24 protein-coding genes are annotated in these 25,528 nt (G+C 64.5%); 12 read left to right on the top strand and 12 right to left on the bottom strand.

The genetic code is table 11. From position 1 onward, the window contains the following. Positions 1 to 6: 6 nt before the first annotated feature. Genes SIN08_RS04190 through rfbF form a run of 7 tightly spaced genes read right to left on the bottom strand, consistent with a single transcriptional unit; the run spans position 7 to position 6,903 of the window. Entirely contained in the window at positions 7 to 363 is a 357-nt protein-coding gene (locus tag SIN08_RS04190; RefSeq protein WP_322450297.1) for a GtrA family protein, read from the bottom strand. Continuing rightward, the gene (locus SIN08_RS04195; RefSeq protein ID WP_322450298.1) at positions 360 to 1,400 is read right to left on the bottom strand and encodes a glycosyltransferase family 2 protein; all 1,041 of its coding nucleotides are present in this window, start codon (positions 1,398 to 1,400) and stop codon (positions 360 to 362) included. Before SIN08_RS04195 ends, SIN08_RS04190 begins: the two co-directional genes overlap by 4 nt. Continuing rightward, positions 1,397 to 2,389, bottom strand: a complete 993-nt coding sequence (locus SIN08_RS04200; RefSeq protein WP_322450299.1) for an NAD(P)-dependent oxidoreductase — start codon at positions 2,387 to 2,389, stop codon at positions 1,397 to 1,399. The genes SIN08_RS04195 and SIN08_RS04200 overlap by 4 nt, the downstream gene beginning before the upstream one ends. Before the next feature lie 30 nt (positions 2,390 to 2,419). Next, complete coding sequence (locus SIN08_RS04205) at positions 2,420 to 3,694, bottom strand: class I SAM-dependent methyltransferase (protein ID WP_322450300.1); 1,275 nt, start codon at positions 3,692 to 3,694, stop codon at positions 2,420 to 2,422. A 2-nt stretch (positions 3,695 to 3,696) separates the two neighbouring features. After that, positions 3,697 to 4,941 (bottom strand): DegT/DnrJ/EryC1/StrS family aminotransferase, encoded by a 1,245-nt coding sequence (locus tag SIN08_RS04210; protein WP_322450301.1) that lies wholly within the window; start codon positions 4,939 to 4,941, stop codon positions 3,697 to 3,699. Then, positions 4,932 to 6,080, bottom strand: a complete 1,149-nt coding sequence (rfbG, locus tag SIN08_RS04215) for a CDP-glucose 4,6-dehydratase (RefSeq protein WP_322450302.1) — start codon at positions 6,078 to 6,080, stop codon at positions 4,932 to 4,934. The genes SIN08_RS04210 and rfbG overlap by 10 nt, the downstream gene beginning before the upstream one ends. After that, the gene (gene rfbF, locus SIN08_RS04220) at positions 6,061 to 6,903 is read right to left on the bottom strand and encodes a glucose-1-phosphate cytidylyltransferase (RefSeq protein ID WP_322450304.1); all 843 of its coding nucleotides are present in this window, start codon (positions 6,901 to 6,903) and stop codon (positions 6,061 to 6,063) included. The genes rfbG and rfbF overlap by 20 nt, the downstream gene beginning before the upstream one ends. 159 nt (positions 6,904 to 7,062) lie before the next feature. Between rfbF and SIN08_RS04225 the strand changes: the two genes are divergently transcribed. Next, on the top strand, positions 7,063 to 7,308 hold the full coding sequence (locus SIN08_RS04225) for a hypothetical protein (protein WP_322450305.1): 246 nt from the start codon (positions 7,063 to 7,065) through the stop codon (positions 7,306 to 7,308). 83 nt (positions 7,309 to 7,391) lie between these two features. Continuing rightward, the gene (locus tag SIN08_RS04230) at positions 7,392 to 8,990 is read left to right on the top strand and encodes a hypothetical protein (protein WP_322450307.1); all 1,599 of its coding nucleotides are present in this window, start codon (positions 7,392 to 7,394) and stop codon (positions 8,988 to 8,990) included. Here SIN08_RS04230 and SIN08_RS04235 read toward each other — a convergent pair. The 3 genes from SIN08_RS04235 to SIN08_RS04245 form a co-directional block, all read right to left on the bottom strand. Then, the gene (locus SIN08_RS04235; RefSeq protein ID WP_322450309.1) at positions 8,935 to 10,065 is read right to left on the bottom strand and encodes a glycosyltransferase family 4 protein; all 1,131 of its coding nucleotides are present in this window, start codon (positions 10,063 to 10,065) and stop codon (positions 8,935 to 8,937) included. The genes SIN08_RS04230 and SIN08_RS04235 overlap by 56 nt on opposite strands. A gap of 80 nt (positions 10,066 to 10,145) precedes the next feature. After that, positions 10,146 to 10,805: a response regulator transcription factor gene (locus tag SIN08_RS04240; RefSeq protein ID WP_322450310.1), complete on the bottom strand. Its 660-nt coding sequence runs from the start codon at positions 10,803 to 10,805 to the stop codon at positions 10,146 to 10,148. Continuing rightward, on the bottom strand, positions 10,802 to 11,698 hold the full coding sequence (locus SIN08_RS04245) for a sensor histidine kinase (RefSeq protein ID WP_322450311.1): 897 nt from the start codon (positions 11,696 to 11,698) through the stop codon (positions 10,802 to 10,804). Before SIN08_RS04245 ends, SIN08_RS04240 begins: the two co-directional genes overlap by 4 nt. A 775-nt stretch (positions 11,699 to 12,473) precedes the next feature. Between SIN08_RS04245 and SIN08_RS04250 the strand changes: the two genes are divergently transcribed. From SIN08_RS04250 to SIN08_RS04260, 3 genes are read left to right on the top strand one after another with little or no spacing between them, the layout of a single operon-like run. After that, on the top strand, positions 12,474 to 13,592 hold the full coding sequence (locus tag SIN08_RS04250; protein WP_322450313.1) for a glycosyltransferase: 1,119 nt from the start codon (positions 12,474 to 12,476) through the stop codon (positions 13,590 to 13,592). Next, positions 13,586 to 14,452 carry an ATP-binding protein gene (locus tag SIN08_RS04255; RefSeq protein ID WP_416208013.1) on the top strand — a complete coding sequence of 289 codons (867 nt, stop codon included), beginning with the start codon at positions 13,586 to 13,588 and terminating at the stop codon, positions 14,450 to 14,452. The genes SIN08_RS04250 and SIN08_RS04255 overlap by 7 nt, the downstream gene beginning before the upstream one ends. Further along, positions 14,449 to 15,969 carry a pectate lyase gene (locus tag SIN08_RS04260; RefSeq protein ID WP_322450314.1) on the top strand — a complete coding sequence of 507 codons (1,521 nt, stop codon included), beginning with the start codon at positions 14,449 to 14,451 and terminating at the stop codon, positions 15,967 to 15,969. Before SIN08_RS04255 ends, SIN08_RS04260 begins: the two co-directional genes overlap by 4 nt. Positions 15,970 to 15,997: 28 nt before the next feature. On the opposite strand, the gene SIN08_RS04265 is transcribed toward SIN08_RS04260, so the two are convergent. Next, entirely contained in the window at positions 15,998 to 17,287 is a 1,290-nt protein-coding gene (locus SIN08_RS04265) for an O-antigen ligase family protein (protein ID WP_322450316.1), read from the bottom strand. A gap of 250 nt (positions 17,288 to 17,537) precedes the next feature. Here SIN08_RS04265 and SIN08_RS04270 point away from each other — a divergent pair, with 250 nt between their 5' ends. Continuing rightward, positions 17,538 to 19,691 carry a polysaccharide biosynthesis tyrosine autokinase gene (locus SIN08_RS04270; protein ID WP_322450317.1) on the top strand — a complete coding sequence of 718 codons (2,154 nt, stop codon included), beginning with the start codon at positions 17,538 to 17,540 and terminating at the stop codon, positions 19,689 to 19,691. A 37-nt stretch (positions 19,692 to 19,728) separates the two neighbouring features. On the opposite strand, the gene SIN08_RS04275 is transcribed toward SIN08_RS04270, so the two are convergent. Next, positions 19,729 to 20,913: a glycosyltransferase family 4 protein gene (locus tag SIN08_RS04275; RefSeq protein WP_322450318.1), complete on the bottom strand. Its 1,185-nt coding sequence runs from the start codon at positions 20,911 to 20,913 to the stop codon at positions 19,729 to 19,731. Positions 20,914 to 21,079: 166 nt separating this feature from the next. Here SIN08_RS04275 and SIN08_RS04280 point away from each other — a divergent pair, with 166 nt between their 5' ends. The 6 genes from SIN08_RS04280 to SIN08_RS04305 all read left to right on the top strand — a co-directional run bounded on the left by SIN08_RS04280 (position 21,080) and on the right by SIN08_RS04305 (position 25,516). Further along, positions 21,080 to 22,387, top strand: coding sequence for a polysaccharide biosynthesis/export family protein (locus tag SIN08_RS04280; RefSeq protein WP_322450319.1), 1,308 nt, complete (start codon positions 21,080 to 21,082; stop codon positions 22,385 to 22,387). Positions 22,388 to 22,417: 30 nt separating this feature from the next. Continuing rightward, the gene (locus tag SIN08_RS04285) at positions 22,418 to 23,113 is read left to right on the top strand and encodes a sugar transferase (protein WP_322450321.1); all 696 of its coding nucleotides are present in this window, start codon (positions 22,418 to 22,420) and stop codon (positions 23,111 to 23,113) included. Further along, a complete protein-coding gene (locus SIN08_RS04290; protein WP_322450322.1) occupies positions 23,110 to 24,027 on the top strand; it encodes a methionyl-tRNA formyltransferase in 918 nt (305 codons plus the stop codon). The genes SIN08_RS04285 and SIN08_RS04290 overlap by 4 nt, the downstream gene beginning before the upstream one ends. Next, positions 24,024 to 24,740 carry a PIG-L deacetylase family protein gene (locus SIN08_RS04295; protein ID WP_322450324.1) on the top strand — a complete coding sequence of 239 codons (717 nt, stop codon included), beginning with the start codon at positions 24,024 to 24,026 and terminating at the stop codon, positions 24,738 to 24,740. The genes SIN08_RS04290 and SIN08_RS04295 overlap by 4 nt, the downstream gene beginning before the upstream one ends. A 142-nt stretch (positions 24,741 to 24,882) precedes the next feature. Continuing rightward, positions 24,883 to 25,314 carry an SxtJ family membrane protein gene (locus SIN08_RS04300; protein ID WP_322450325.1) on the top strand — a complete coding sequence of 144 codons (432 nt, stop codon included), beginning with the start codon at positions 24,883 to 24,885 and terminating at the stop codon, positions 25,312 to 25,314. A 52-nt stretch (positions 25,315 to 25,366) separates the two neighbouring features. Beyond that, a complete protein-coding gene (locus tag SIN08_RS04305) occupies positions 25,367 to 25,516 on the top strand; it encodes a DUF5989 family protein (RefSeq protein ID WP_322450326.1) in 150 nt (49 codons plus the stop codon). Positions 25,517 to 25,528: the final 12 nt, after the last annotated feature.

Below are 25,528 nucleotides of genomic sequence, written 5' to 3' on the forward strand. Positions count from 1 at the left end.
CTTCGGCTACGATGCCTGGAAGACCCACAGGCGCGCCATCAGATAGTTCCAAACGAAGATGACGGGCACGCTGACGAGCTTTGCCGCGGGCGCCGGGATCAATGTGGCGAGGAACGCAACCAGGAGCGTCGAAAGCAGGAGTCCCGTCAGCGTCGAGACGCCGAATTTCACCGCCTGCGCGTAGCTCCGCCCGGCCCTGAAGGTCCATGTCCGGTTCAACTGGTAGCTCACCACGATCCCGGTGGAATAGGAAAGCAGGTTGGCGGGTGCGGCCGCCAGCGACATCATCACGAGCCCGGTGAAGAGGACAACGTCAAGCGTGGTGGTGACCGCCCCCACGACGGCGAAACGCGCGGTGGTCAAGACGCTGCGTTCGAGGCTTTCGGTTCGCAGGAGACGGCGCGGTCCAGGCATTGGATGGGCCTTGCTTCGAGTGATGCGGCATCGTTGGCCATCGCGGTCCTGTCGTTCAGCGTCGCCTCGACGATCACCATGGGCCGCTGTTTCGACTGCATGAAGATCCGTCCGACATATTCACCGACGATCCCGAGGAACATCGCATTGAGGGTGATCGAAAGCAGCAGCAGTACCGTCGTCGTCGCGAAGCCCGCCGGCCAGTCCTGCCCGAACAGGAGCTTCCCCACGAGATAGCCGACGAGCAGCAGGAAGGTCGCCGCGCCGACGACGAGGCTCGCGAGCGAGGCGAGCCGGAGCGGGATAAGCGAGTGGTTGAGGATGCCGTCGACGGCCAGCGACAGCATGGCTTTCAGCGGAAACTTGCTATCTCCGGCCACACGCGCCTGCCTGTCGTATTCAAATCCGACTTGTGAGAAGCCCATGGAGCTGATGAGCCCGCGCAGATAGGGCGACGTGTCGTCGACGCGGCCGAGCTCATCGAGGATGCGGCGGTCGACCAGCCTGAACTCGCCGGCATTGAGCGGCAGATCGTCTTCGCTAAGGGCATTGATGAAGCGGTAGAAGACGCGCCTTGTTAGCGCCGTGATCCTGTTGTCGGTGAGCGAACGCCGGATGCCATAGACCACCTGATGTCCCTGCCGCCAAAGCGCCAGCATTTCCGGGATGAGGTGCGGCGGGTCTTGGAGGTCGCAATCGATCTGGACCGAGCAGTCGCCGCGCGCGGCCTTGTAGGCGGTAAGCAGCGAGCGCTGGTAGCCGATGTTGCGGCTGAAGCGTATGACGCGCACGCGCGGATCGAGACGGCATATCTCCTTGAGGATATCGAAGGTGCCGTCGGTGGAATGGTTGTCGGTGAAGATGATCTCGTAGTCATGGCCGGGGAGGGCACGGAAGGTATCGACGATCGCGGTGTAGGCGCCTCGCACATTGGCTTCCTCGTTGAAGGCCGGGACGAGAACCGAGACCAGGGTTGTTGCAGTCATCTTGTCGCTCCCATCCCTCGGGTTTCGGTCCAACAGGGAATTGTCGGCCGATCTCCCGGCCGATCGACGTGCTCGCGATGCCAGGCGACGAGCCGCCGGATGCCGTCGGTCAGCGATATGCGCGCCCGCCACCCGAGAAGCCTTGCAGCGCGGTCGGGCGAGCCGCGGAGATCCGGTGCTCCGTCTTCGGGACTGTTCCGGCCGAAGGTGACAAGCCCCGGATCGGCGCCGGTCGCCTCCACGACCTGGCGCGCCACCTCGCGCATCGTCGGCGCAATGCCGGTCGCGATATTGACGACGGCGGCACCGGGAAGGGGCCGGCTTGCCATCTGCGTCAGTGCCGCGACAACGTCATCCACGTGGATCAGGTCCCGGCGATCGTCAGGGCGGCGCACGAGAAACCGCGCGCCGGCAAGGCACCGGCCGACGAGAGCGGGCACGAAGTAATCCATCGACTGCCCGGGACCGTAGACGAGCGCGAGGCGCGCCGTGGCGACGGGGAAGGGAAGTCTTGGCTGTAGCGCCGCCACGAGATGGGCGGCGGCCACCATGCCGGCGCCATAGAGCGTGACCGGCGCCTCGCGCGTGTCCTCGCGATAGGGACGCGGCGCCAGTCCGTATTCGGCGAGCGAGCCGGTACAGATTGTGGCCGAGGGCGGAACGCTCGACTGCGCGGCCGCGCTCAGGAGTGAAATGACGATTTGGATATCCTCGCCAAAATAGGAACGCGCGTCGGTGAACGCCGCGTCCGCAGGGCGCCGGGGCGAGGCGGCCAGATGGTAGATTATCTCGGGCGCCACCTCTCGAACGCAGCGTCTCAGATCCGGCTCCGACCGCAGATCGAAATCATGCTGGATAATGTCGCCGGCGAAGCGGCGCAGGCGTTCCGCGCGTTCAGGCGCACGCGCAACGACATGCACCTCGTGGCCTTGCTCGAGGCAGGCGCCCACGAGGTGGGAGCCGACGAAGCCGGCTCCGCCCGTGATCAATATGCGCCTTTTAGAATGCACGCCTGCGCCTCACATGCCGGTCAAAGCCTGTGCGGCCGGCATCGCCTCGGCGCCCGCGACATCCGGGATCAGGACCGGGCGGGGCAGGGGCACGAGGAACCGCCCGCCATCGGCGAGGAAGCCGGCCTGCTGCTGATAGATCTCGTCGAAGAAGTTCCAGGCCAGCACCAGCAAGACGTCGGGCCTGTCGTCCGCGAGTGCTTCCGGCGGTCGGATCGGAATCTTCATTCCGGGCGAGTAGAGCCCCTGCTTGAGCGGATTGCGGTCGACCAGATAGTCGAGCGTGTCGGGGCCTATTCCGAAATAGTTCAAGAGCGTATTGCCCTTGGCGGGCGCGCCGTAGCCGGCGAGCTTCAGCCCCTCAGCCTTCATCTCGGCCAGCATGGCCGTCAGGTCCTCGCGAATTTCCGCGATCCGCCTGGAAAAGGCGCGATAGCTCTCCTCGGACAGCACGCCGGCTCCACGTTCCTCCGCCAACATCTCCGCCACGATCGGCTTGACCTCGGCGGCGGCGGGGCTGCGCTTCATGAAGACCCGCATCGAGCCGCCATGCACGCCGAGACGGTGAATATCGGTGACTGCCAGATCGAAGAACGCGCCGAGCCTGACGAGCGACAGCAGGCTGAACTCGGAGACGTGCTCGTGATAGATCGTGTCGAACTCGTTCTTCTCCAGAAGATCTTTCGCCCAGGGAACCTCGATCACGAAGACACCGCCATCGGCGAGCCAGTTGGCGATTCCTTTCATGAAATCATGCAGATCACCGATATGGTTGAAGGTGTTTGTCGTGACGATCACCTTGGCGGGGCCGTGCTTGTCCGCCAGCCCCAGGGCGGCCGCTGCGGTAAAGTAGCCGATCTCGACGTCGACGCCCCGCGAGCGGGCGATTTCGGCCAGGTTGGCGGCGGGGTCGACGCCCACCGTCGTGCAGCCGATGTCGTTGCAGGCCGAAAGCAGCAGGCCGTCGTTGCAGCCGATGTCGACGATCAGCCCGCCGCTCGCTTCCTCCTTCAGAACCGCTGCCAGCTCCGCGAAATGGCTGTGCATGAGCGTCGCGCTGGAAGGCACGTAGAGATAGTGCTCGAAGAAACCTTCCGGAACCTGGTCGGCCACCTGGATCAGGCCGCATTCCAGACAGGCTTGCGAATTCAGCGGATAGGCCGGCTGATCTTTCGCCACGTCTTCGGCGCGCACGAAACCATTGGCCGGCGGATGATCGCCCATAGGCAGAAAGAGGTAGGGATCGGGCGCAAGGCAGGCGCGGCAGCGAGAAAGGAAGGCCATCGTCAAACTCCCATGTGAGCCGGCCGGACAGGCTCGCTGCCTGCCGCGCGGCGCGCGGTTGAAAACTGTTTTGCGAAGTCGCGGAAGGTCTCGTGCATGTAGGCCAGCTGCTCGGCCGTCAGCCCGTGATGGCAGGCCAGCAAAACACCACCGCGCATGACCTCGTCGGCCACCGGATAGCCGCCGGCTTCCGTCCGGCAGTCGACCCCGGCCATGGCCGGCTGGCGCAGGATGTTGCCGGTGAAGACCGGGCGTGTCTGGATGTCGCGCTGCTCCAGGAAGATCTGCATCTCGCGCCGGGTGAAGGGCGCCTCGCGCCTGATCGTCAGGGGGAAGGCGAGCCAGCCCGTCCGCGCCCCGGGCAATTGCCGCGGCAGCACGAACCAGTCCTCATAATCCTTGAAGAAGGCGTACTGCGCCGCGAAATTGCGCTCGCGCGCGGCGATGTTCTGTTCGAGCCGGTCAAGCTGGACGAGGCCGAATGCCGCGCCCATTTCCGAGGGCTCGATATTGAAGCCAAGCTCCTCGAAGAGGAATTTCGCATCATATTCAATGCCATCCAGCTCGACATTGAAGCGATTTTCAATCGTCTCCGACTCCACGAAAAGCGACGACGTCCGCCCCCACGAGCGCAGGAGCAGCGCGCGGCGGGCGAGCTCGTCATCGTTGACGCACAGCATGCCGCCATTGCCCGCCGCCGTGATCACGTGGGAGCCGTAGAAGCTGGTGGTGCTGATATCCGAGCGGCTTCCTGTGCTCGTGCCGTCAAACGTGGCGCCGAGCGTGTCGGCGCTGTCCTCGATGACGATGAGATCATGAGCCTTTGCGATCGTGCGGATGCGGTCCCAGTCGGGAAGATTGCCGATCAGCGAGGGGATCATCACCGCCCGCGTCCGGGGCGAGATCGCCCTTTCGATGGCCTCGACATCGATGTTGTAGGTTCCCTCCTTCGCGTCGACGAAGACGGGGACCAGACCCTTGCGCACGATAGGCGCGACGGTTGTCGCGAAGGTGAGGGCCGGCGTGACGACCTCGCTCCCGCGCGGCAGGTCCAGGATCTCGACCGCCAGGTAGTTCGCCGAGGAGCCGGAGTTCACCATGATGCCGTGCCGCTTGGCAAAGAGCGCGGCGACCCGCTCCTGCATCCGCCGCACCCGCTCACCCATCTGGGTCGAGGAACGCATGACCTCGACGACGGCGGCGATTTCGTCCTCGCCGTGGACGGACTGGCCGTAATTCACGCGCATGTGGCGATCACCTCTTTTTCTTCCTGCGCCGGGGCGGCATCCTTGCCGGTGGCCCAACGCGCGGCATAGTCATTGATCTGGCTTTCCGAAAAGGCGCGTATCCGTTCCGGTTCGCGCCGATGCGCGCGGTACCAGTCAACCGTCGAGGCGACCGCCTCTTCGAGATGCAGAAGGGGCTTCCAGCCGAGCTCGGCGCGCGCCTTGGTGCTGTCGAGCCTGAGTACCACCGATTCCGCCGGTGCGCCGTCCTGGCGCTCGATGATGTAGTCGGGGCACTCCCCCCGCCACTTGGAGACGGCCAGATCGGCAAGCCGGCCGACATTGACGTCGGCATCGGCGCCGGGGCCGAAATTCCATGCGCCCGCAAAACGCGCGCCGTGGTCGAGGAGAGCGGCGCCGAGCATCAGATAGCCGCGCACGGGCTCGAGGACATGCTGCCAGGGACGCACATTGACCGGATTGCGGATGCGTGCCGGAACGCCGGAGCCGGCCGACCGGGCCAGGTCCGCAACGAGCCGGTCGGTTCCCCAATCGCCCCCGCCGATGACATTGCCGGCGCGCACCGTCGCAAGCTGCGGCCCGCCGGCGGCGCTGAAGAAGGAAGCGCGGTAGGCCGCCGCCACCAGTTCGGCGCAGCCCTTGGACGAGCTGTAGGGATCGCGGCCGCCCATCGGGTCGCGCTCGCGATAGGGCCAGACCCATTCACGGTTCTCATAACACTTGTCGCTGGTAACCACGATCACACCGCCGAGCGAAGGCATGCGCCGCGCCGCTTCCAGCACCACCGCCGTACCCACCACGTTGGTCATGTAGGTGTCGACGGGCGCCTCGTAGGACGTGCGCACGATGGCCTGCGCCGCCATGTGAATAACCAGATCGAAGTCCTGGCCACCGATGGCTTCGCGCAAGGTGTTTTCCGTGCGGATGTCGCCGATGCGGCTTTCGATGAGCCTATCGATCCCCACGGCCGTGCAGAACGATTGCCTTGCCGGCGGCAGGGCAACCCCGACGACCGTGGCGCCCAGCCGGCGCAGCCACAGCGAGAGCCAGCCCCCCTTGAAGCCGGTGTGGCCGGTGACGAGCACGCGTCGCCCGCTGAGAGCTTGTGAAAGGGCGGTCTCATCCAGCATTGCGGCCATGGGTCGCCATCTCGAACAGGGGAGCGGGGGAACTCGGCTCAACGGTCTCTTCCTGCCCGAACTGCAGCCATGGCGGCTCGTCCGTCTCGCACATGCCGTCGAGCACGTCGCGGTCCCGCACGGTATCCATGGGATGCCAGAATCCCCTGTGCTTGTAGGCGAAGAGCTCGCCGTCCCGGGCGAGGTTCGTCAGCGGGAGTTTCTCCAGCGGCTCGTGCGAGCCCGGAATGTAATCGAGAACGCCGGGCTCGAAGACAAAGAAGCCGCCGTTGATCCAGGTTTCGTGCTTGCGTACCTTTTCGGTGAACTCGACGACCTGGTCGCCCGCCAGCTCGAGATTGCCGAAGCGCGCAGGCGGCTGCACCGCCGTCACGGTTGCCAGGCGCCCGTGCGAGCGATGGAACGCGAGCAGCGCTTCCAGGTCGATATTGCCGACACCGTCGGAGTAGGTGACCATGAAGGTGTCGCGGTCGAGCCAGTTGCGCAGGTTGAGCAGGCGCCCGCCGGTCATCGTCGACACGCCGGTGTCGACCACCGAGACGTTCCAGTCCAGCGGGCGGTTCGGCCGCAGGATCATCGAGCCGTTGCCGAGTGCCACCGTGAAGTCCGCCGTGGACAGGTGAAAATTATGGAAGAAGCTTTTGATCAGCATGCATTTGTAGCCGCCCGCGATGATGAAGTCGCGAAAGCCCCAATGACTGTAGATGTCCATGACGTGCAGGATGATCGGACGTCCGCCGACCTCCACCATGGGCTTCGGGATGCGGTGCGTCTCCTCGGCCAGTCGCGAGCCGAGACCTCCTGCCAGAAGAACCACTTTCATGTCGGCCTCGCCTGTGTTCGTCATGGGCGGAAGAGCGAGGCCGGCCCGGTCCCGGCCTGCTCTTGAGGCCCCGGTCCGGATGCAACGCTTTCCGTGCGTCTATTCTCCCGTTCTTCCGATTTATTCCATAAGAGGTATAGTATATACGGAATTCATGTAATGAATAATAAACCTGTTTTCGTGATAAAGATAAATATGTCTTTTTCATCAATTTATTTTCGTGAACTAAGTCTAGGCGATGTCATGAAAACCCGCAAGGAACTGGGCAGTCAGGTAATTCCCGCGGCCGATGTCAGGGTTTGCGCTGACTGGTTTTTCTTCGACCACGCGGTTACTCCGAGAAGGGGGATTTTGCCGGCGCGGGCGGCGGCCGCTTCGCGTTTCGCTTTCCGCATCGGGTCCTGAACGGGGCGTGGCGTTGATCGCCCGACAGGATGCCGCTCAGGGCGCGCTTGGATCTCCGCGCATGGATTCTCGAGGAAACCGCTATGCACAAGCTGGTCGCAAACCGGGTCGAGACGAGGTCCGCGCTGCTGGACGGTGCGCTGGCGGCTCTTTCAGTCTATCTGCTCTCCGCCCTGGTGCTCAGGATCATGAATTACGAGCTCCGGCGCGACGAGGAGCTTTACGTCCCGCCGATGCGCTTGCTGGAGGACGGACGGCTTTACGCGGACTTCTTCTACAACCATGTCCCCGGTTCCGCCTGGTGGTTCTACGCTGTCCGGCAGCTCACCGGCTCGGACCACCTCTTGATGAACGGCCGTCTCGGTGTCCTGGCCGGATGGTTGGTCTTTGCCGCCGCAATCGGTGCTGTCAGTTATGCATTCACGCGCTCGCGTCTGGTGAGCTGGTGTATCGTCGTCCTCTCCCTGCTCAATCCGCTGCTTTTGACAGAAACCGGCATGACGGCGACGAACAACTTTCTGCCGCTGCCCTTTTCGTTCCTGGGATTGGGGCTGTTTCTGCTGGGAACGCGTGACGGAGGTGCGCGGCCAGGCCTCATAGCGGCCGCCGGGTTGTGCCTGTCCGTGGCGGTGGTCTTCAAGATCAGCGCCGTCGCGTTCATCCTGCCTGTTGCCGTCGCGGCCTTCTTCCTTCCGCGCGCTCTATATTTTCCCGAACGCCTCAAGCGCGTCGTGCTGCCGCTTGCCGCCGGTGGACTGGTCGGCGGTCTGCCCATTCTCTACCACCTGGCCACCGAGCCGGTGCGCTTTCTCGCGCATGTCGTCGGCTATCATACCGGTCCCCACGCCATTTACTGGCAGGACGGGGGCGAGGGGGCTGCCATATCTCTTGGAGAGAAACTGCAGCTCGCCTATGACATCTGGCTGGCGAGCGCCATCGCCGTGTCGCTGACCGTGGCGCTGACCCTGGTCCTGACCGGTGCGCAATGGCAATTGGCGCCGTTGCGGCGCGGATGGCGACTGCCTTCAGCGCCGCTCGTCGTCGTTCTGGCCGCGGCGGCCATAAGTGTTCTCATGAGCTTCATTCCGACGCCGGCGTTTCCACAGTATTTCGCGCCGCCGCTCGTGTGCCTGCCTTTGGCGCTGGCACTGCTCTATGCCGGACTTCATCCCGATGTGCGCAAGCTGGTACTCCCCGCACTCCTCGCTGCGACGGTGGTCGTGTTGGCCGCCGGCACCCCGCGGCTGTCCCAATATGTGGGGACGGCACTTCAGCCGCACCGCTGGGTCGTCAACCGCGTGCATCAGGGCGGTCTCGCCATTGCCGAACGCCTCGCCGAGGCCGGGGTGCAGGGCAAGGTTGCCACACTCGTGCCCGTCTATCCGCTGGAGGGCGGATTGGATGTCTATCCGGAGCTTGCGACCGGCCTCTTCGCCTACCGCACCGCCGCGATCACACCGCCGGAGCTTGCCCGGTTCTATCGCATGACCTCGCCTGCGACGATCGGCACTCTTCTGGAGGCGGACCCGCCGGCGGCCCTGCTTCTCGGCTTCGACGCCGATCTCGAAGCGCCGATGCTGGCCTATGCGGAGGCCAACGGATACCGCCGGATCGAGGATATCGGCATCAAGGACCGGTACGGTACCGGCGTCCTGTATGTCCGCCGTACACAGGGGAACTGACCGGCTGCAGGTGGGCGGCACGCAGGATGACATCATCCCACTGCGCCAGAACGGTGGATTGTGAATAGCGTTCCGCGACGGCGCGACCGGCAGCCGCCAGCCTGCTTCTGAGCGTGTCATCCAGGGCAACCCGGCGCAGCGCCTCGCTAAGCCCGGCGGTGTCTCCGGCGGGCACCAGAATACCCGCACCATCCGTCAGGATTTCCGCCGGCCCCCACGGGCAATCGAAGGCGACGGTCGCCATGCCCGCGGCCAGCGCCTCCAGCAGCACGTTGGGAAAGCCTTCGAAGCGTGAACTCAGGACGAAGATGTTTCCGCTGCGGATCCATCCGGCCGGTGAGGTGGTCACGCCCGGCAGGCGCACGCGTTCGCGAAGCCCGAGATCCCGCGCCTGCTGCTCGAGTGCGGCCCGCTCCGGTCCTTCGCCGAATATGGTCAGCGTTGTGGTGGGGACGTCGTCCGCGACACGCCGGAACGCCGCGATCAGGAGGTCAAACCCCTTTTGTCTCTCCAGGCGCCCGACCGCGACGATCCCCGGTTCGCCACCAGGGGCAGGCGGGGTCTCCTCCCTAAGGGTGACCGGATTGGGGATGACAACGGCTCGCGTGCGCAGGTGCGCGGGCAAAGCGGTCAGTGCGGCTTCCGTCTGCATGACGAGGAAGGTGGACCTGCGGGCGGCGATCGGGCCGGCAAGGCGCCACAGGGGGTTCTTCCTTTGCAGGAGGAAGTTGTTGCGCTCGGACATGACGATACGGGACGGAAGGCCGAGCGTGGTAAGCCCCGTCAGCGTGTTGATCTTTGTGAGAAACGAGATCACGAGATCGGGCCCGAACGCCGCCAATCTCCTGCGAAGCTGGACAAGAACGCGCGCGCCGCGCAGGCTCCCGGCGCGGCGTCCACCCAGGGGTTCGATGCCGATTTCCGGGGAATAGGGGAAGTAGGAGCAGGGATCGGCCGCGTTGAGCGCGAAGACGCGAATCGTGTCGCCCCGGTCGAGGCGGTGATGTGCGATGAGGTTCACGATCTTCTCGGCGCCGCCGGCGGCGAGCCCCGACAGGACGAATGCGATCTTCACGACGCCCTCATACTTGTTGAGCCGGCCTTTGCGCCGTGCAGGCGGACGGGCCGAGGTTCGCACGGCGCCCGCCCGGCGGCTCAGGTGATGTTCATCCATCCATGCGTGATCGCGAAGCGGACGATCTGCGCCCGCGAATGCAGCTTCAGCTTCTCGGCGGCGCGGGCCTTGTAGGTTTCGATCGATTTGACGCTGACCTTCGTGTGCCAGGCGATTTCCTTGTTGGAATAGCCGAGCGCCACCATGCGCAGGACTTCCTGCTCACGCGCCGTCAGTCCCAGATTGTTGCCGGACTTCGACAAAGCCATGTTCTGCTCGGTCGACGACGTCATCTCGCAGGTGGTCGGCGGATCGAGGAACAGCCCGCCCAGCATCGCTGTCCGGATGGCGAGCAGGAGGTTCTGGCCGGCCGAGCGCTTCTGTACGAAACCCTTCACGCCCACCCGCAGCGCCTGCTGGACATAGGTGCGCTCCTCGTAGAGCGTCATCATGACGATATGCGCCTTGCAGCCGTTGTTCATGAGCTGCTCGGCCAGGACGAGCCCGTTGATGTCCGGAAGGGAGACGTCCAGGATGACGACATCCGGCTCGGTCTCCTCGATCAGCGGTGCGGCTTCCTTGCCGGTGCGTGCCTCGCCGACACAGGTGATGTCGCGCGAGGCATCGATCAGCGCGCGCGCGCCGGCCAGGACCACTGGATGGTCATCGACGAGGAACGTGCGGATTGGATCCATGCTCATTGCCGCTGGCCCCATGTCTGCTCTGAGTTCAGCTCCAACGGAATGTTGGCCAGAACGCTCATGCCCCTTTGCGCACGGCGCCGGACATCCAGGGTGCCGCCGAGGGCGGCGACCCGCTCGCGCATCCCGATGATCCCCCAGCCGCCGCGGCGGCGGCTGTTCGCAGCGGGGGGTGCACCCGCTCCCCGACCGTCGTCTTCGATGCGCAGGCGCAGTGTCCGGCCGTGCTGTGTCAGGCGGACGGTCACACGCCTCGCGGTCAATGCGTGCTTCGCGACGTTCGTCAGCGCCTCCTGCACCACCCGGTAGACCGCCTCGGCCACGGCCTCACTGGGCACGAGGTCTTCGCCTGTTCGGCAGTCGAATTCGATCCGTATTCCCGTCCCGCGTTCCCAATCGCCGATCAGTCTTTCGAGCGCGGAAAAAAGGGTGGCGCCGCTCGGCACGCCGCAGCGCTCCCCGACGGAGAGGGCTTTGAGTTCCTCGCCGAAGCGCCCGACAATGGTCCTGAGTTCGCTGAGTGAAGCGCGCAGCGTCGGGTTCTGGATACGGTATTCCAGCGCCGCCAGCCGCAGCGTGATACCGACGAGATGCTGGCCGACATGGTCATGGACATCGCGGGCGATGCGCAGGCGTTCCTGTGCGATGGCTTCCTCTACCGCCGTCCGTGTGGATTGAAGCAGCCAGGCGGATTCGTCCTGCACCGGTTGCGTGGCGGTTTCGTGCTGCCCGCCGTTCGGCAGCGCTGCGGCAATCTTTGCGTCGGCCGTTGGGCCGTTGTGGGGCCACCCCTCGCGCAAGCGGCGTGGTGACGGCCCCATGTTGCTCCGCATCGCCTGCCCAGGCGCGAAATGCTTGGCCGCGAGGATGTCTTCAGCCCGTGGTTCACACATGGTGCCGCCGTCATTCGGCGCGTTTGCGCTCCCATATCCACGGTCGGCTAGGGCAACCCCGCACGAGCTTGCGGGAAATCCCGCGCGTCGTGCAGCGGTTCGGCTTTTGCCCTGTGTCGGCTGGAATTGCCTGACAGGGTCCGCAGACCCTTGCTTGTGTGGGGGAAACTTGCCGGTATGCTGTGCAGAGGAATGACGCATGACTTCTGCCCCTCCGATCCCATTGCCCTGGCTGTCGGGAAAACTACACCCCGGCCTATGTGATTGGTATCGGCTAAAAGGTGGCTGGTGGTAGGTAAAAAGGTCTACCGGAGGTTGGTGACCACGTCATTTGGAAGTGCATATCCGTTTAATACTTCCCTCCGTCAGGTTTTCGCGCAGTCGTCTTTCGTTTTGCCGACAAAATATGTGGGGGTTCCGTGGCATCCTTTTCATTTCGCCGGAAGGGTCATGCGGCGCCTGCATATGCCGGCTTCGTAAAACCCGCTTTCAAAATGTGCGCTGAGTGCGACCGCTTACGTGCCGAAGGCGGACGGCGTTCCGCCGGACGGCAATGGTGGCCGTTGTCAGGATTGCCGCTTCTTGCGTCAGGTTTTTAATCCTCCTAACCGCCGGCACCTCGCGTTACCTTTGGCCGAGGCCGCGTTCGTGCGAACGGGACAGAACGAGCGCGCCGGTCAACGGGGCGAACGGAGACGGGCAGCTCTCCGGCGAAGAGGGTCGCCCGGTCTCCTCGTGTCTCGTGCACAGCATCGAGAGCCGGGGCGCTTCGCGCATGAATATGCACATCATTACCAACTACGAGGCAAGTGCCGGGGCGGAAACGATGCTGTCGCGGCTCCTGCGCGCCTCCGGTGAACGCGCGCTCGTCGCATCGCTGATCGGCGTCTCGGAACGCAACCGGCGCCTGGCGGGCGAGGGGGCGCAATGCGAGGCGCTCAAGATCCGCTCGATCGGCCGTTCCATCACCGGGCTCGGCGATCTGGCGCAGCTTATCGTGCGCGAGCAGCCGCGCGTAATCCTTTGCTGGATGTATCACGCCATGGTCGCCGGCGTGTTGGCGCAGAAGCTTTCGCGCCGGCCGGTGCCGGTCTTCTGGAACATCCGCCAGTCGCTCGACGATCCGGCGGTCCTTTCCCGCAGCACCCGTGTTGCCCTGGCCCTGTCGCGGCGGCTGTCGCATTTGCCCGCGGGCATCATCTATAACTCCTCGCGCGCGCTCGAACTGCATCGCCAATACGGATTCTCCAACCGCCGAATGGAAGTCATTCCGAATGGCTTCGACGCAATGGGAGCACAGTCGTGTATCGAGCGGGCGCCGCGGATCGTCGGCATCGCCGCACGCTTCCATCCGCAGAAGGACCATGACACCTTCTTTCGTGCCGCGGCCGTGGTGGCGCGGAAGCGCCCGGACGTCCGCTTCATGGCCGTCGGCGCCGGGATGAGCGCGGACAACCGCGCCGTGCGCAACATGCTGAAAGACAGCGGCCTGCCGCCGGAGTCGGTCATCCTGATGGGCGAGACCGACGATATGGCCGGCTTCTACCGGTCGATCGACCTCCTGGTCCTTTCGTCGCGCACGGAAGGTTTTCCGAACGTGATCGCCGAGGCGATGAGTCATGGAAAGCCGGTGGTGGCGACCGACGTCGGCGACGCCGCAATGGTGGTGGGCAAGACGGGCGAGATTGTTCCGCGCGCCGATCCGATGGCGTTGGCGGCGGGGATGGAAAGGATGCTGGCGCTCGACCCGGCGGCTTACGCGGCCCGCGCACAGGCCGCGCGGCACCGTGTGGCGGAACACTATTCATTGGCCGCCATCGCGCGCCGCTATGCCGCCTTTCTCGGCACCGCAGCCGACGCGGCAGGTCCGGGACTAAGAGTGCAGACATGGTGATGTTGACGGCCAGACGCTACTTTACCGCTGAGGGAATCGAGATCGATCCCGAGGCCGAGTGCGCCTTCTTTTCCAACCTCAAGATGCGCAATGGCACCTTCAAGCTGACACGACCCTCGCGTTTTGCGGCCGTGGAGGAACGGATCGCGCCGATTATCCGCGAGAAGGCAGACCGCATTCGCGATGTCCTGGACATCGGCGCCTCCAGCGGTCTGACGACCATCGAGCTGGCGGACTTTCTCCAGGCGGCAGGCGCGGCGCCGCGGGTGATCGGCACCGATCTCTTCGTCAAGGCGCATCTGGTGGAAATCGCATCAGGACTTCATGTGCTGGCCGACGAAGAGGGATGGCCGCTGCAATACGAGATCGCCGGCAGGCCGCTGCGCGCCTGGGTGCGGAGGCTCGACTATTTTACGTTGGCCTTCGTGCCGCTGCTCCTCGGCCGCTCTGCCCTGCGCGGCAGGCTGCGCCGCAGGATCGGCGAGGGGCGGAGCCTGCCGGTGCGGATGGAGTGCCGGGCGCTGGCGGGCCGGAAGATCAGGCTCGTCGAAAACGACATTCTCGTCCCGACGGCCGAATTCGCCGGCCGCTTCGATCTGGTGCGCGCCGCCAACATCCTCAATCTGGGCTATTTTCCGGGCGAGCGCATTCGCGCCGCGATCGCCAACATTGCCGCCTACTGCCGTGGGCCGGGCAGCCTGCTCCTCGTGGTGCGAACACAGGGGGCGCAGCACCACGGCACATTTTTCGAACTGCTCGAGGGCGGGACGTTCGCGGTACGGTCGCGCATCGGAAAGGGGTCGGAAATCGAGACGTTCATTCTCGAGCATGAACCCGTTTGTGCAGGAGACAGGCCATGAATCGGAACCGCGGCCCCCTCCGTTCGAAGACCCTCGTCGCGATCGCCGGACTGGCGCTCCTTTCCGGAATCGTTCTGTACTCGGTGGATCTTTCCGCCGTCGGGCTGTCGCACCTGGCCGGACGTTCCCTCGGCGCCCTGTCGGACCCGAGCGGCGATCAGATCGCGCCGTTGTCGCCTCGGCTGGCGGATGGCCGGCAGCGTGCTTTCCCGACGGCGGAGGGGTTCGGCGCCGGCGCCAAGGGTGGGCGCGGCGGGGAGGTATATTTCGTCACGAGCCTGGCCGAGAAGGGGGAGGGAACCCTGCGCGCCTGCATCGATGCGGCCGGGCCACGCACGTGCGTTTTTCGCGTCAGCGGCACGATCATGCTTGAGAAGGAATCTCTGGTGGTCCGCAATCCCTATCTGACGATCGCTGGCGAGACGGCGCCCGGCGGCGGAATCGCCATTCGCAACGGTCCGCTGCAATCGCGCCCCTCCCTGGAGATTCTCGCTCACGACGTCATCATCCGGCATCTGCGGCTGCGTCCCGGGCCGCACGAAAAGGAGGCCTGCTGCTCCGGCGCCCTCGGCTTCTACGGCAAGGATGCCAGGGACATCATCGTCGACCACATCTCGGCGAGCTGGGGATCGGACGAGACGATCGATTCCGAGGATGCCACCAACGTCACGATCCAGTGGAGCTTCATCACCGAGCCGCTGCTCAATGGCGGGCCGAACAAGCGTAACCGTGCGCGCAACGTATTGCTGACCAAGGGCGGCAACTTGAGCCTGCATCACAATCTGTTCGCGCTGGGCCAGTTCCGCAGTCCGCAGATTCAGACGAGTGAGCCCGACATGGTGACGGAGGTTGTCAACAACGTGCACTACTCGCCGGTGTGGGAATATGTCATCGGGCTGAGCGATCGGCTCGCGCCGGTCAAGGCGAACGTCATCGGCAACTACAAGATCGCCGGTACCCGCAAGAACAACGATCATCTTGTCCACCTGTTCGAGGAGCAGGGCGGCAAGTTTAAGGTCTATGTCGCCGGCAATATCGACGAGACGTATCGCCCGGAGCCGGGAATGGCCGACGATCTGGTGCTCGGTGAGGCTCAGCGGGGCTATGTCGTTTCCGCCCCGTTCACCACGCTCGGCGTGCGCGCCACCTCGGCGCAGCAGGCCTATGACGATGTGCTTGTCGGCGCCGGGGCGACCAAGCCGACACGCGATGCGGTCGATTTGAGGATAATCGATGCGGTGCGCACGCGCTCGGGCGGCCTCTTGAAAACCCATCCAGAAAAGGTCGGCGGCTGGCCGGAACTGGTCTCCAAACCTGCCCCGGCCGATACGGACCGTGACGGGATGGCGGATACCTGGGAACGGGCGATGAGCCTGGATCCCACCAACCCCGACGACGGACGGGAGGACGATGATGGCGACGGCTGGACCAATCTGGAGGAGTATCTCCATGAGCGCGCGGGCGACAGCGTCGGCATGCGGACGGGCAGCCCCGCTCGTCTGGCATCCCGGCCATAGGCAAGGGCAGGCCGGTTTCGTTGATGCGTCAGCGGCGCCTTTGCCGAGGCGGTCGGAATTGCTGGCGCGGCGGGCCGTAAATGAGGAAGGTGACCGCCGGAGCAAGCGAGAGGAGTACCGGGACGGGCCAGAAGCGGCCATAGACATGCGGCGCTGCGCTGATGAGGAGGGAAAACAGCATAACCGCGGAAAATCCGCATACCGCCTCTTGCCTGCCGCCGGGCCGGCGCCAGGCGATCCACACGGTGACGATCGCACCCGACAACATCACCAGGAATCCGATCAGGGCCGGAAGTCCGCCCTCGTTCCAGATGAGCAGATAGACGTTGTGCACCGGGCTGTTGTAGGCGCTGACTTCGCGATACTGATCGGCCCCGTGGCCGAGCAGGAGGGCTTCTCCGCCGAGCCGAACCGCTTCCTCGTTCAACAGCATCCTGTCTGCAAAAGTGCCGGCCTCGCTCAGGTCGCCGCTTTCCAGTCCGCTCAAAACGCGTTTCTTGAAGACGGCTGGCAGCATGTCGCGGATGGCGGGAATGCCGAGCGCGCTCCAAATGCAGAAGAGGCTGGTCGCGCCGATGAGAATGCGCTTCGGCGTCAAGGTGGAAAAAAGAAAGAGCCCCACGCCAAACAATGTTCCGTAGAGCGCCGTATTCGAACCGGTCAGCATGACGGCGTAGCCCAGAAGCGCGAGAACGGGAATGGCGACGATGCTTCTCATCAGGCGCATCGCCGCCATCGAGAGCACCATGGGGAAGGTCAGTGCGAACAGGGCACCGCACTCGTTCTCCCGCTCGACGAACCCCTGAAGGCGGCCGTTGCCGCTGACGAAGATCGTGTTGGTTTCACCGACGATATTGACCACGTAGACGCCGTGGACGGCCATCACCACCATGGACGCCACGAAGACCTTCATCAGGATCGCGGTCTCGTCCCAGGGACGCGCGAGGAAGATGATTGGGAGCAGGAAATAGGCGAACAGGTACTGCAGCGCCAGGATCAGCCCCCGGTCGACGGCCCCGACGAGCAGACTGCTGATCAGTATGGCGCCGATCATCATCACCAGCCCGAAGATCCAGAAACCGGTTCCGGGTCCGAGAGGCTTCAAACGGATGCTTCCATTGAGCGCCATCGTCGCCAGGCAAAGACATGCGAAGGCGTCGCCCGCGGTGAAATAGAACGCCTCCAGCCTCAGCACGTTCATCGGGGCAAAGAAGACCACCGCACAGGCGAGAATGAGCTCCAGCTTGCGCGCGGTCGCCAGCGGTGCAGGCACGGCCCGCTGCACAGGCGTTCGCGGCCAGGGATGTACGTGGTCCATGGGTTCTCGGTCCGTGAAGTCTTTGACCAGTATATCAAATTTCAGTAAGTAACAACTAAGTCTAATTGATTACTATCATTATAAACGTAACCAATTTAATCGTTAAATGGGCAATTTTCTTCCAAGCAGGCAAGATATGAATGAATCAACCGTCAGAAACAGGTTGGGCATCCATGTTGATTTCCTGGATCAAAACGATCCGGGTCATTCGTCCAGCGTAATCGGCTTTAGAGACATTATACGCCTGGTCATGCGAAGGAAGTACTTCATTCTGTCATTCGTTCTGGTGAGTGCCTTCCTTCTGGCTATCGCTGTCATGTCGATGGCCAACACCTATACGGCAGCCTCGACCCTGGTTCTGGAACGGAACGATACCAGAATGCTGGAGGCCGTCACGCAGCTCGAGAGCGAGGAGCGTGATCGCGCCGCCATCGAGACCGAAATGGACATCATCTCCTCGCGCGTCTTTGTCGGGCGCGTGGTAGATGCGGCAAATCTGGTCGAGCATCCCTGGTTCAACACCTATCTGCGCGTGCCAGACAGCCCCGATACCCTTCCCGAGCGCGTCGTGAATGCCGGAAAGGCTGTGCTGGGGAGCATTCTTCCCTTCGACTTCTTTTCCGAGGACAGGGCATTGCCGAGTCAGGCGGCCCAGCGCGATCGTGCGATCTCGTCCCTGGTCTCGCGGATGACGGTGTCGCGCAGCGGCGAGAGCTTCGCGGTGACGGTCCGGGTAAGCAGCCCGGATCCCGAGCTTTCAGCCATGCTCGCCAACACCATCGCCGATGTCTATGTCGAGTGGTCGCGCGAACTCAAGAAGCAGGCCATGACCGAAGCGGTGGCATTCCTGCGCGAGCGAGCCGAGAAAATTGCCGAGCAGATTGCCGAGAGCGAGCGGATCATCGCCGAGTTCAGCCGCGTCAACGGACTTTCCTCCGACGAGCGCGACGATCTGCTGCGCAAGCGCATCGACGAGATGAGCACGCAATTGACCACTGCACGCGTCGAGCTTGCGGCGGTTCGTTCCCGCCAGGAGCAGGCGCGCCGCGTCCTCGCCGGCACGCAGGCGGCCGAAGGCACCGCCCTCGATTCTCAGCTTCTCGGCACGTTGCGCAGCGAAAGGGCCGTTCTTTTGCGCAAGCGGGCCCAACATGCCGCCAATCTGGGCGCCAACCACCCCAAAGTCGTGGACACGGACGCGGAATTGGACAGCGTCAACGCCATGATCGACCAAGAATATCAACGCATTCTGGATGACCTTTCGGGAGAGGAACAGATCATCGGCGGCCGGGTCGACCAGTTCGAATCTCAGATCGCGCAGATGCAGGAGATGGTGCGCAAGCGCAACGTCGCCGAAATCAGGCTGCGCGAGCTTGAACGGGATCTGGTTGCCGAACAGAAAATGCACGACCTCGTGGTCGCGCGTCTGGGCGATCTGGACCCCTTTTCGGAGATCACCAAGCCGAGCGCGCGCGTGGTCTCCGTGGCCGAGGTGCCGACGAAGCCCTCCTTCCCGCAGAAGGACCGCATCCTGGCCGGGGGGATCGGTGGTGCGACGGTTCTGGCGGTGATCCTGGCCATACTGTTGGAAGCGGTGGATACGCGGATCTCCTCGGGCCAGCGGATTCGGCAGGTCATCCAGGTTCCCAATCTGGCGAACGTGCCGGCCGCGCGCGGCTGGATGTGGTGGAAGCCGGGAGCAACGCATGATATCGCGCGCCGTCCGCGTGCGATCCAGGCCGAGGCATTCCGCTCCCTCTATCTCGCCTGCCGCGCCCAGCTGGCGATGGCCAAGCCTGTCATGCTCGTGACGGCGCCGCTGCCCGGCGATGGCGCGAGCACGGTCGCGCTGGGGCTTGCCCGCGCGGCCGCCTGCGATGGGTTGAAGACAATCCACGTGATCCTCGATCCGCATCGTCAGCAGTTCTCCGGCGGCGGAACCGACCTGCCGGTGACGCTGAACGGCAGCAATGGTCTCACCACGCCGCTCGGACTCGCGACGGCGATTCGGCCGGAGCCGGAGATAGAGGGACTGGACCGGCTCGATACGGCCAGTTTCGATCACGGGAAAATGGGGCCGCTGACGCGCTCGAAGGACATGCGGCTTCTGATCGACCGGTTGCGCGTGACTTACGACTTCGTCGTCATCGACTGCGCGCCTGCGCTCGTGACGGAAGACGCGAACTGGATGGCGCCGCTGGTCGACGCCGTGCTTTTGGTCGTTCGCTTCGGCCGCACCACCGAGCAGGAATTGACGAGCGCGGTGCAGCGCCTGCATCTCAACCGGGCACCGCTCCTCGGCACCGTGCTTAACGGTGTGAATCCGCGCCTGCAGACGGGCGACGATTCCCTGAGTGCCATGAGCTATCCACGGCAGGCGAGGGCGTATCTTGAGCACGCGTAGAAAAAAATCGCCGTTGCTGGTGCAGCCGCTGACATCGTCACGCGGCCGGGGCGAGGAGACCCATCTCCTTCAGGAGAAGACGGTTCACCGCCTCGACGTCGAAGCGCGCCCGCGCGATTTCCAGGGAGCGCCGGCCCATCTGCCAGGACAAGAGCGGATCTTCGATGAAACGCTCCATTGCCACCGCGAGCGCGTCCGGGTCGCGTGGCGGCACGATAAAGCCGTTCTCGCCGTCGATCACCGTGTCCCGGCAGCCCGGCGTATCCGCGGTGACGACGGCACGGCCTGTGGCCATGGCTTCCAGGATGCTGCGGGGAATGCCCTCGCGGTAATAGGACGGCAGCACGAAGACCGTGGAGGCGGCGAGAAAGGGGCGCACGTCATCCGTCTCGCCGAGATACTCGATCGCTCCCTCGGCCACCCAGCGGTCGATATCCCGTCGCGCGACGGCGAGGGGGCCGGGATCGAAGCGCCCGAGGATTTGGAACCGGGCATTCGGATGCCGTGCGCGCAAACGCCCGGCAGCGTCGGCAAACTCGGCGATGCCCTTGTTGCGCAAAAGCCGCGCCACGAGCAGGAAGACGGGATCGCCGGCCGGCACGGAAACGGAGGGGAAGTGGTCGAAATCGACCCCGGAACCGGGCACCGGCACGATACGGGAAAGGTCCTCGACCATCCGGCCCGCGCGCATGTCCTGGCTATCCGCCTCATTATAGACGAACACGCGTCCATCGCCGCCGAGCGCGACACGGTAGAGCCGCGTGGCAAGGGCGCGCATGGCCGAAAGCCGCATGCCCCGCGCATCTTCGCTGAAGAGATAGCCCAGCCCGGTGACGAGCGCGTGGCGATCCTCGATGCCGGCGAGCCTGGCCGCGATAAGTCCGTAGATGATCGGCTTCATCGTGTAGCACAGGACGACGTCCGGTGCGGTTTTGCGCAGCCGCGCCCAGAGCGCGACCAGGGTCCGTGCATCCTGCAGCGGGTTGAGGCCGGCGCGGGCCATCGGGATCGGCACGAAGTCGACGCCGATCTCCGACAGGGCGGCGATGGTCGGGCCGTGCCGCTCGGGGCCGAACGCCACCACTTCATGCCCGTTGTCGACCATGGCCTTGAGGAGCTTCAGGCGGAAATTGGCGAGCGAGATGGTGTAGCTGCAGATCACCGCCACCCTGTGCCGCTCGACGGCCACGGCGGAAGGGCGGATTTCCACCAGTTGATCCATGAAACGACCTCCGGGGATGGGTGCGGGGCAAAGTCCGCGTGGCGATTTTCGTATTCTCCAGTCTTATGCCAAATCGAAAGATGTAAAGTCATGTTTTGGTAGTAGATCGATCAGCAATACGCACTTCTCGACAATTCTCTCGGCAGTCGGGAAAATGGAGATCGTGATGTCCGGATTTTATACTGTGGTGTTGTTTCTTGTCCGATCGCTCGCTTTTGCCGCCGCCGTCCTTTGGGGCGGTGCCGCGCTGGCGATCGATGGCGATGCGGTCGGATACGCGCTCGCGCCCGGCGACACGCTGCGCTTCGACATTCTGGACGACGAAAAGGATCCGTTGGACTTGCCGGTCGGGTCGGACGGGTCGATCCAGGCGCCTTATGTCGGCGCGGTGCCGGTCGCCGGCTTGACGGTCGCCGAGGCGTTCGAGGCGGTGAAGCAGCACTATTCCGAACGGCAGATCTTTCGCGTGCCGAAGCTGGCGCTGTCAGTCGCTGCGTACCGTCCGGTCTATGTGACCGGAGATGTCCGCCAGCCCGGCGCCTATGATTTCAAGCCCGCGCTCACCGTGGAAAAGGCGATGACGCTCGCCGGAGGCCAGATCACCGCCCAGGCCGCCGACGATCCGGTCCTGGCGCGCGCGCGCATGCGCGGCGAGCTGGAATCGATCGAGACCAACATCATCGCTGCCGCCTTGTCCTTTGCCAGGCTGACGACTCAGCTCGACGGGCGCGAGACGATCGCCGACGACGACATCCCCGCCATCGCGCGGCCCTATGTCGGCGGACCGATCGCAGATGCAGTGCGCGCTGTCGAATCGCGGATCCTTCAGGCCAACAATGAAAGCTTCGCCGCGCAGGAAGAGGTCCTGATGGCCAATCTGGAGGAGGCGAAAGATGAAGTCTCTCTCCTCGAGGAGCTTGCGCGCAAAGTGGAAAGGACGGTGGAGATCGCCCGCGAAGGCCTCGAACGGGCGCGCGAGCTCCAGAGTCGCGGCATCCAGACATTGACGGAGGTCTCCAATATCGAGCGCCAGGTGTCGATGGAAGAGGTGCGGCAGCTGCAGGTTCTGTCGGATCTTTCTGCGGCCCGGAGGAACATCGGCACGCTGAAGAGCAGCCTGGCGGAACTGACGCAGCAGCGCCGGGTGGGCGCACTTATCGAGTTGCAGACGCAGAACACCAATCTCGCCGCCGCGATCGCCGCGCGGCGTGCGGCAGAGGAGCAGCTCGCGCTGCTTGCCAGCATGTCCGTCGAGGAACTGGCCAACAACAAGGAGATCGTGCTCGATTTCAAGATCCGCAGGCAGACCGAGGACGGGCTCACCGAATTGCCCGCCACCGTCGCCACATCCGTGGCGCCCGGCGATGTCGTCATCGTGCGCATGATCGGGGGCAGCAGCGCCCCGGCGCCGACCACGCCGCAGGGTGCCGCGTTTTCGAACCCCGCAAGGGCCGATCTCTCCGCGCTGCGCTGAGGTGATCGCACTCCAGATCAGGAGCGAACCGTGACCGACATTGCCAGGATCGACAAACAGACGGTCGCCGCAAAAACGTGGTCGAAGCCCGGTGAATGGGGCAGGCGCGGGACGGCGCTCATGGCCCTGGGGGTTGCTGCGATACCCGCCGCACTGACGGCGCTTCTCGTCTGGGTCTCGCTCGGTCGCCCGCTGCTGTTTCGCCAGCTTCGCACCGGGCTGGAGGGGCGCACCTTCACGGTGGTCAAGTTCCGCACCATGAAGGATCTGCGTGATGGTGAGGGCCAACTCCTGCCCGATCGCCTGCGTGAGACGGCCATCACGCGCCTCGTCCGCCTCCTGCGCCTCGACGAGATCCCGCAGTTGCTTGCGATCCTCAACGGCCACATGAATTTCATCGGCCCGCGCCCCTTGCAACCCTGGACGGTGGCGCAGTTCGGCCCGCTGGGCGTGTTGCGCAACCAGGTGCGGCCGGGCCTGACCGGCTGGGCACAGGTCAACGGCAACACCCGGCTTTCGGACACGGACAAGCTGGCACTCGACATCTGGTATATCGAAAACCGGTCGCGGGTGCTGGACGCCTGGATCCTGGTTCTCACGCTGGTGACGCTGCTGCGCGGCGAACGCGTCGGCGAGCGGCAACTGGCAATGGCGCGCGAGCGACTGGCCGCCCGGTCGATGTCCGCCAACCGCAGCGCCCGGACGGCAGGGGGAGGGGAAACGTGAGAACGGCATTCATCGGCGCGGTCGAAGGGTCCGCTGTGGCCTTGGAGGCGCTCGCCCGCGCCGGCATGGCACCTGGTCTCGTGGTCACCTTGCCGCCCGAGGCCGCGCACCGTCATTCCGACTATGTCGACCTTACGCCCCTGGCGAGGGACTGCGGCAGCGCGCTTCTTTTCACCACGGACGTGAACGCCCCGCCCGTCATCGAGGCGCTGCGTGCCTTCGACACGGATCTGGCACTGGTGATCGGCTGGTCGCAGATCTGCGGGCCGGCGTTCCGTGCCAGCGCCCGCATCGGCGCGGTCGGCTTCCACCCGGCCCCGCTGCCGCGCATGCGCGGTCGGGCGGTCATTCCCTGGACGATCCTTTTGGGCGAGACCACGACGGCGGCCTCGCTGTTCTGGCTCGACGAGGGCGTTGATTCCGGCCCTCTACTCCTCCAGGAATCCATCGACGTGGCCGAGAACGAAACCGCGCGCACGCTCTACATCAAGCAGACCGGCGCCCTTGCGCGCATGCTGCCCAAGGCGGTCGAACTCGTCCGCGCCGGAACGGCGCCGCGGATCGAGCAGGATCACGCACGCGCCACCTATTGCGCCAAGCGGACATCCGAGGACGGGCGGATCGATTGGCGCCTTCCGGCATCCAGCGCGCTGCGCCTCATCCGCGCCGTCGGCGATCCCTATCCGGGCGCCTTCACCGCCTACAAGATGCGTAAACTCATCATCGATGCGGCCGAGCCGTTCTCCGACTCCCATCGCTTCATCGGGCTGCCTGGCCAGGTCGTCAGCGACACGCCGTGTGGCTTCGTCGTGCGCTGCGGCGACACCGGCTGCCTCCACGTCACCGCCTGGCGGCTGGACGGGGAGGCGCATCGGCCCCGTCTGCATGCCAAGCTGGGGGTGGAAGCGTCATGACGGATCCGCTGGCCTTCGGGCGCACTCTGGTGGTCGCGCCGCATCCCGACGACGAAATCCTCGGCGCCGGCGGCACCATCGCCAGGCTTGCCCGTGCCGGGCAGGATGTGTTCGTGGCGGTGGTGACGGCGGGGCGTCCCCCGGCGTTTTCGCCCGTCCAGGCAGCGACGGTGCGCGCCGAGGCAGAGCAGGCACATGCCTTGCTCGGCGTGCGAAGGACCTTCTGGCTCGACTTTCCGGCCGCCGCGCTTTCAGAGACCCCCCATTCGGAACTCAACACCGCGCTGCAGGCGCTCTTCGGGCAGGTGCGGCCGACGACGCTCCTCCTTCCGTTTTGCGGCGACATCCACCGCGATCACCAGTTGGCCTTCGCCTCCGCCCTCGTGGCGGCGCGACCGCATCAGCCGGAGTACCCGCGGATGATCCTCGCCTACGAGACGTTGTCGGAGACCAATTGGAATGCGCCCTATCTCACGCCGGGCTTCCATCCCAACGTGTTCGTCGACGTCGGTGAAACGCTGTCACTGAAGCTCGAGGCCATGGGCCTGTTCGAGACTCAGTTGAAGGCATTCCCGCACGAGCGGTCGCGGGAAGCTCTTCGGGCCTTGGCGCTCTTGCGCGGCGCCACGGTGCACGTGGACGCGGCGGAGGCCTTCGTCCTCGTCCGTCAGGTCGTTCAATGCGCAAAATCCGAAACCGTTGCAGGGGTTTAACTGACATGGTTCGGGCTCCACGCGCCTTTGCAGTGTACGCGCGTTACCACAGGATGGCGTGACACGGCCGTAGGCCGGCGCGCGATCGGCTGTGCTCGCAAGATGAGGGCGGCAAAAGGGCATTTCCGGCAGGGAGAGGTAGATGGTGGCACCCCACGAGAGGCTCCTCGAAGAGAAGGTGGAGGGCCCGTCCAACCGTGCGTTCGGCTATACCGTGGGCGGTATTCTTCTGGCGTTTGCGGCCGTCAGGCTTTGGTTCGTCGGCTATTTCACCGTCCTGACGACAAGCCTGACGCTCGTCGGTGCCATCCTGGTCTTTTTCGCGGCGGTGGCGCCGGCAGCCCTGGAACGCCCCAATCGGCTCTGGATGGCGCTCGGGCTGCTTTTGTTCAAGGTCGTCAATCCCGTGATCATGCTGGCCATCTATATCACCACCTTTGTGCCGATCGGGCTGATCCAGCAATGGAGGGGATATGACCCGCTTGCCTACAAGGCCGGCAGGGCACGCGACAGCTACTGGATCTCGCGCTCGCCTTCGCAAGTCGACGCCAAGACGATGCGCAATCAATTTTGAACGCGGCGGACAGAGCGTCCGTCGCCGGGCAATCGGTGAGGAAGGTTGGAAAATGGAACTGGTGCGTGAACTGTGGACCTATATGTCCGATCGCAAGAAATTCTGGTTGCTGCCGATCTTCGTCATGCTCGGCGTGTTCGGCGGGCTGATCGTGCTGACACAGGGCACGGCCGTTGCGCCCTTTATCTACACCTTGTTTTGACGGGGTGTGAGC

The organism is Chelativorans sp. M5D2P16, assembly GCF_034427935.1.
Classification (GTDB): Bacteria; Pseudomonadota; Alphaproteobacteria; order Rhizobiales; family Rhizobiaceae; genus Chelativorans.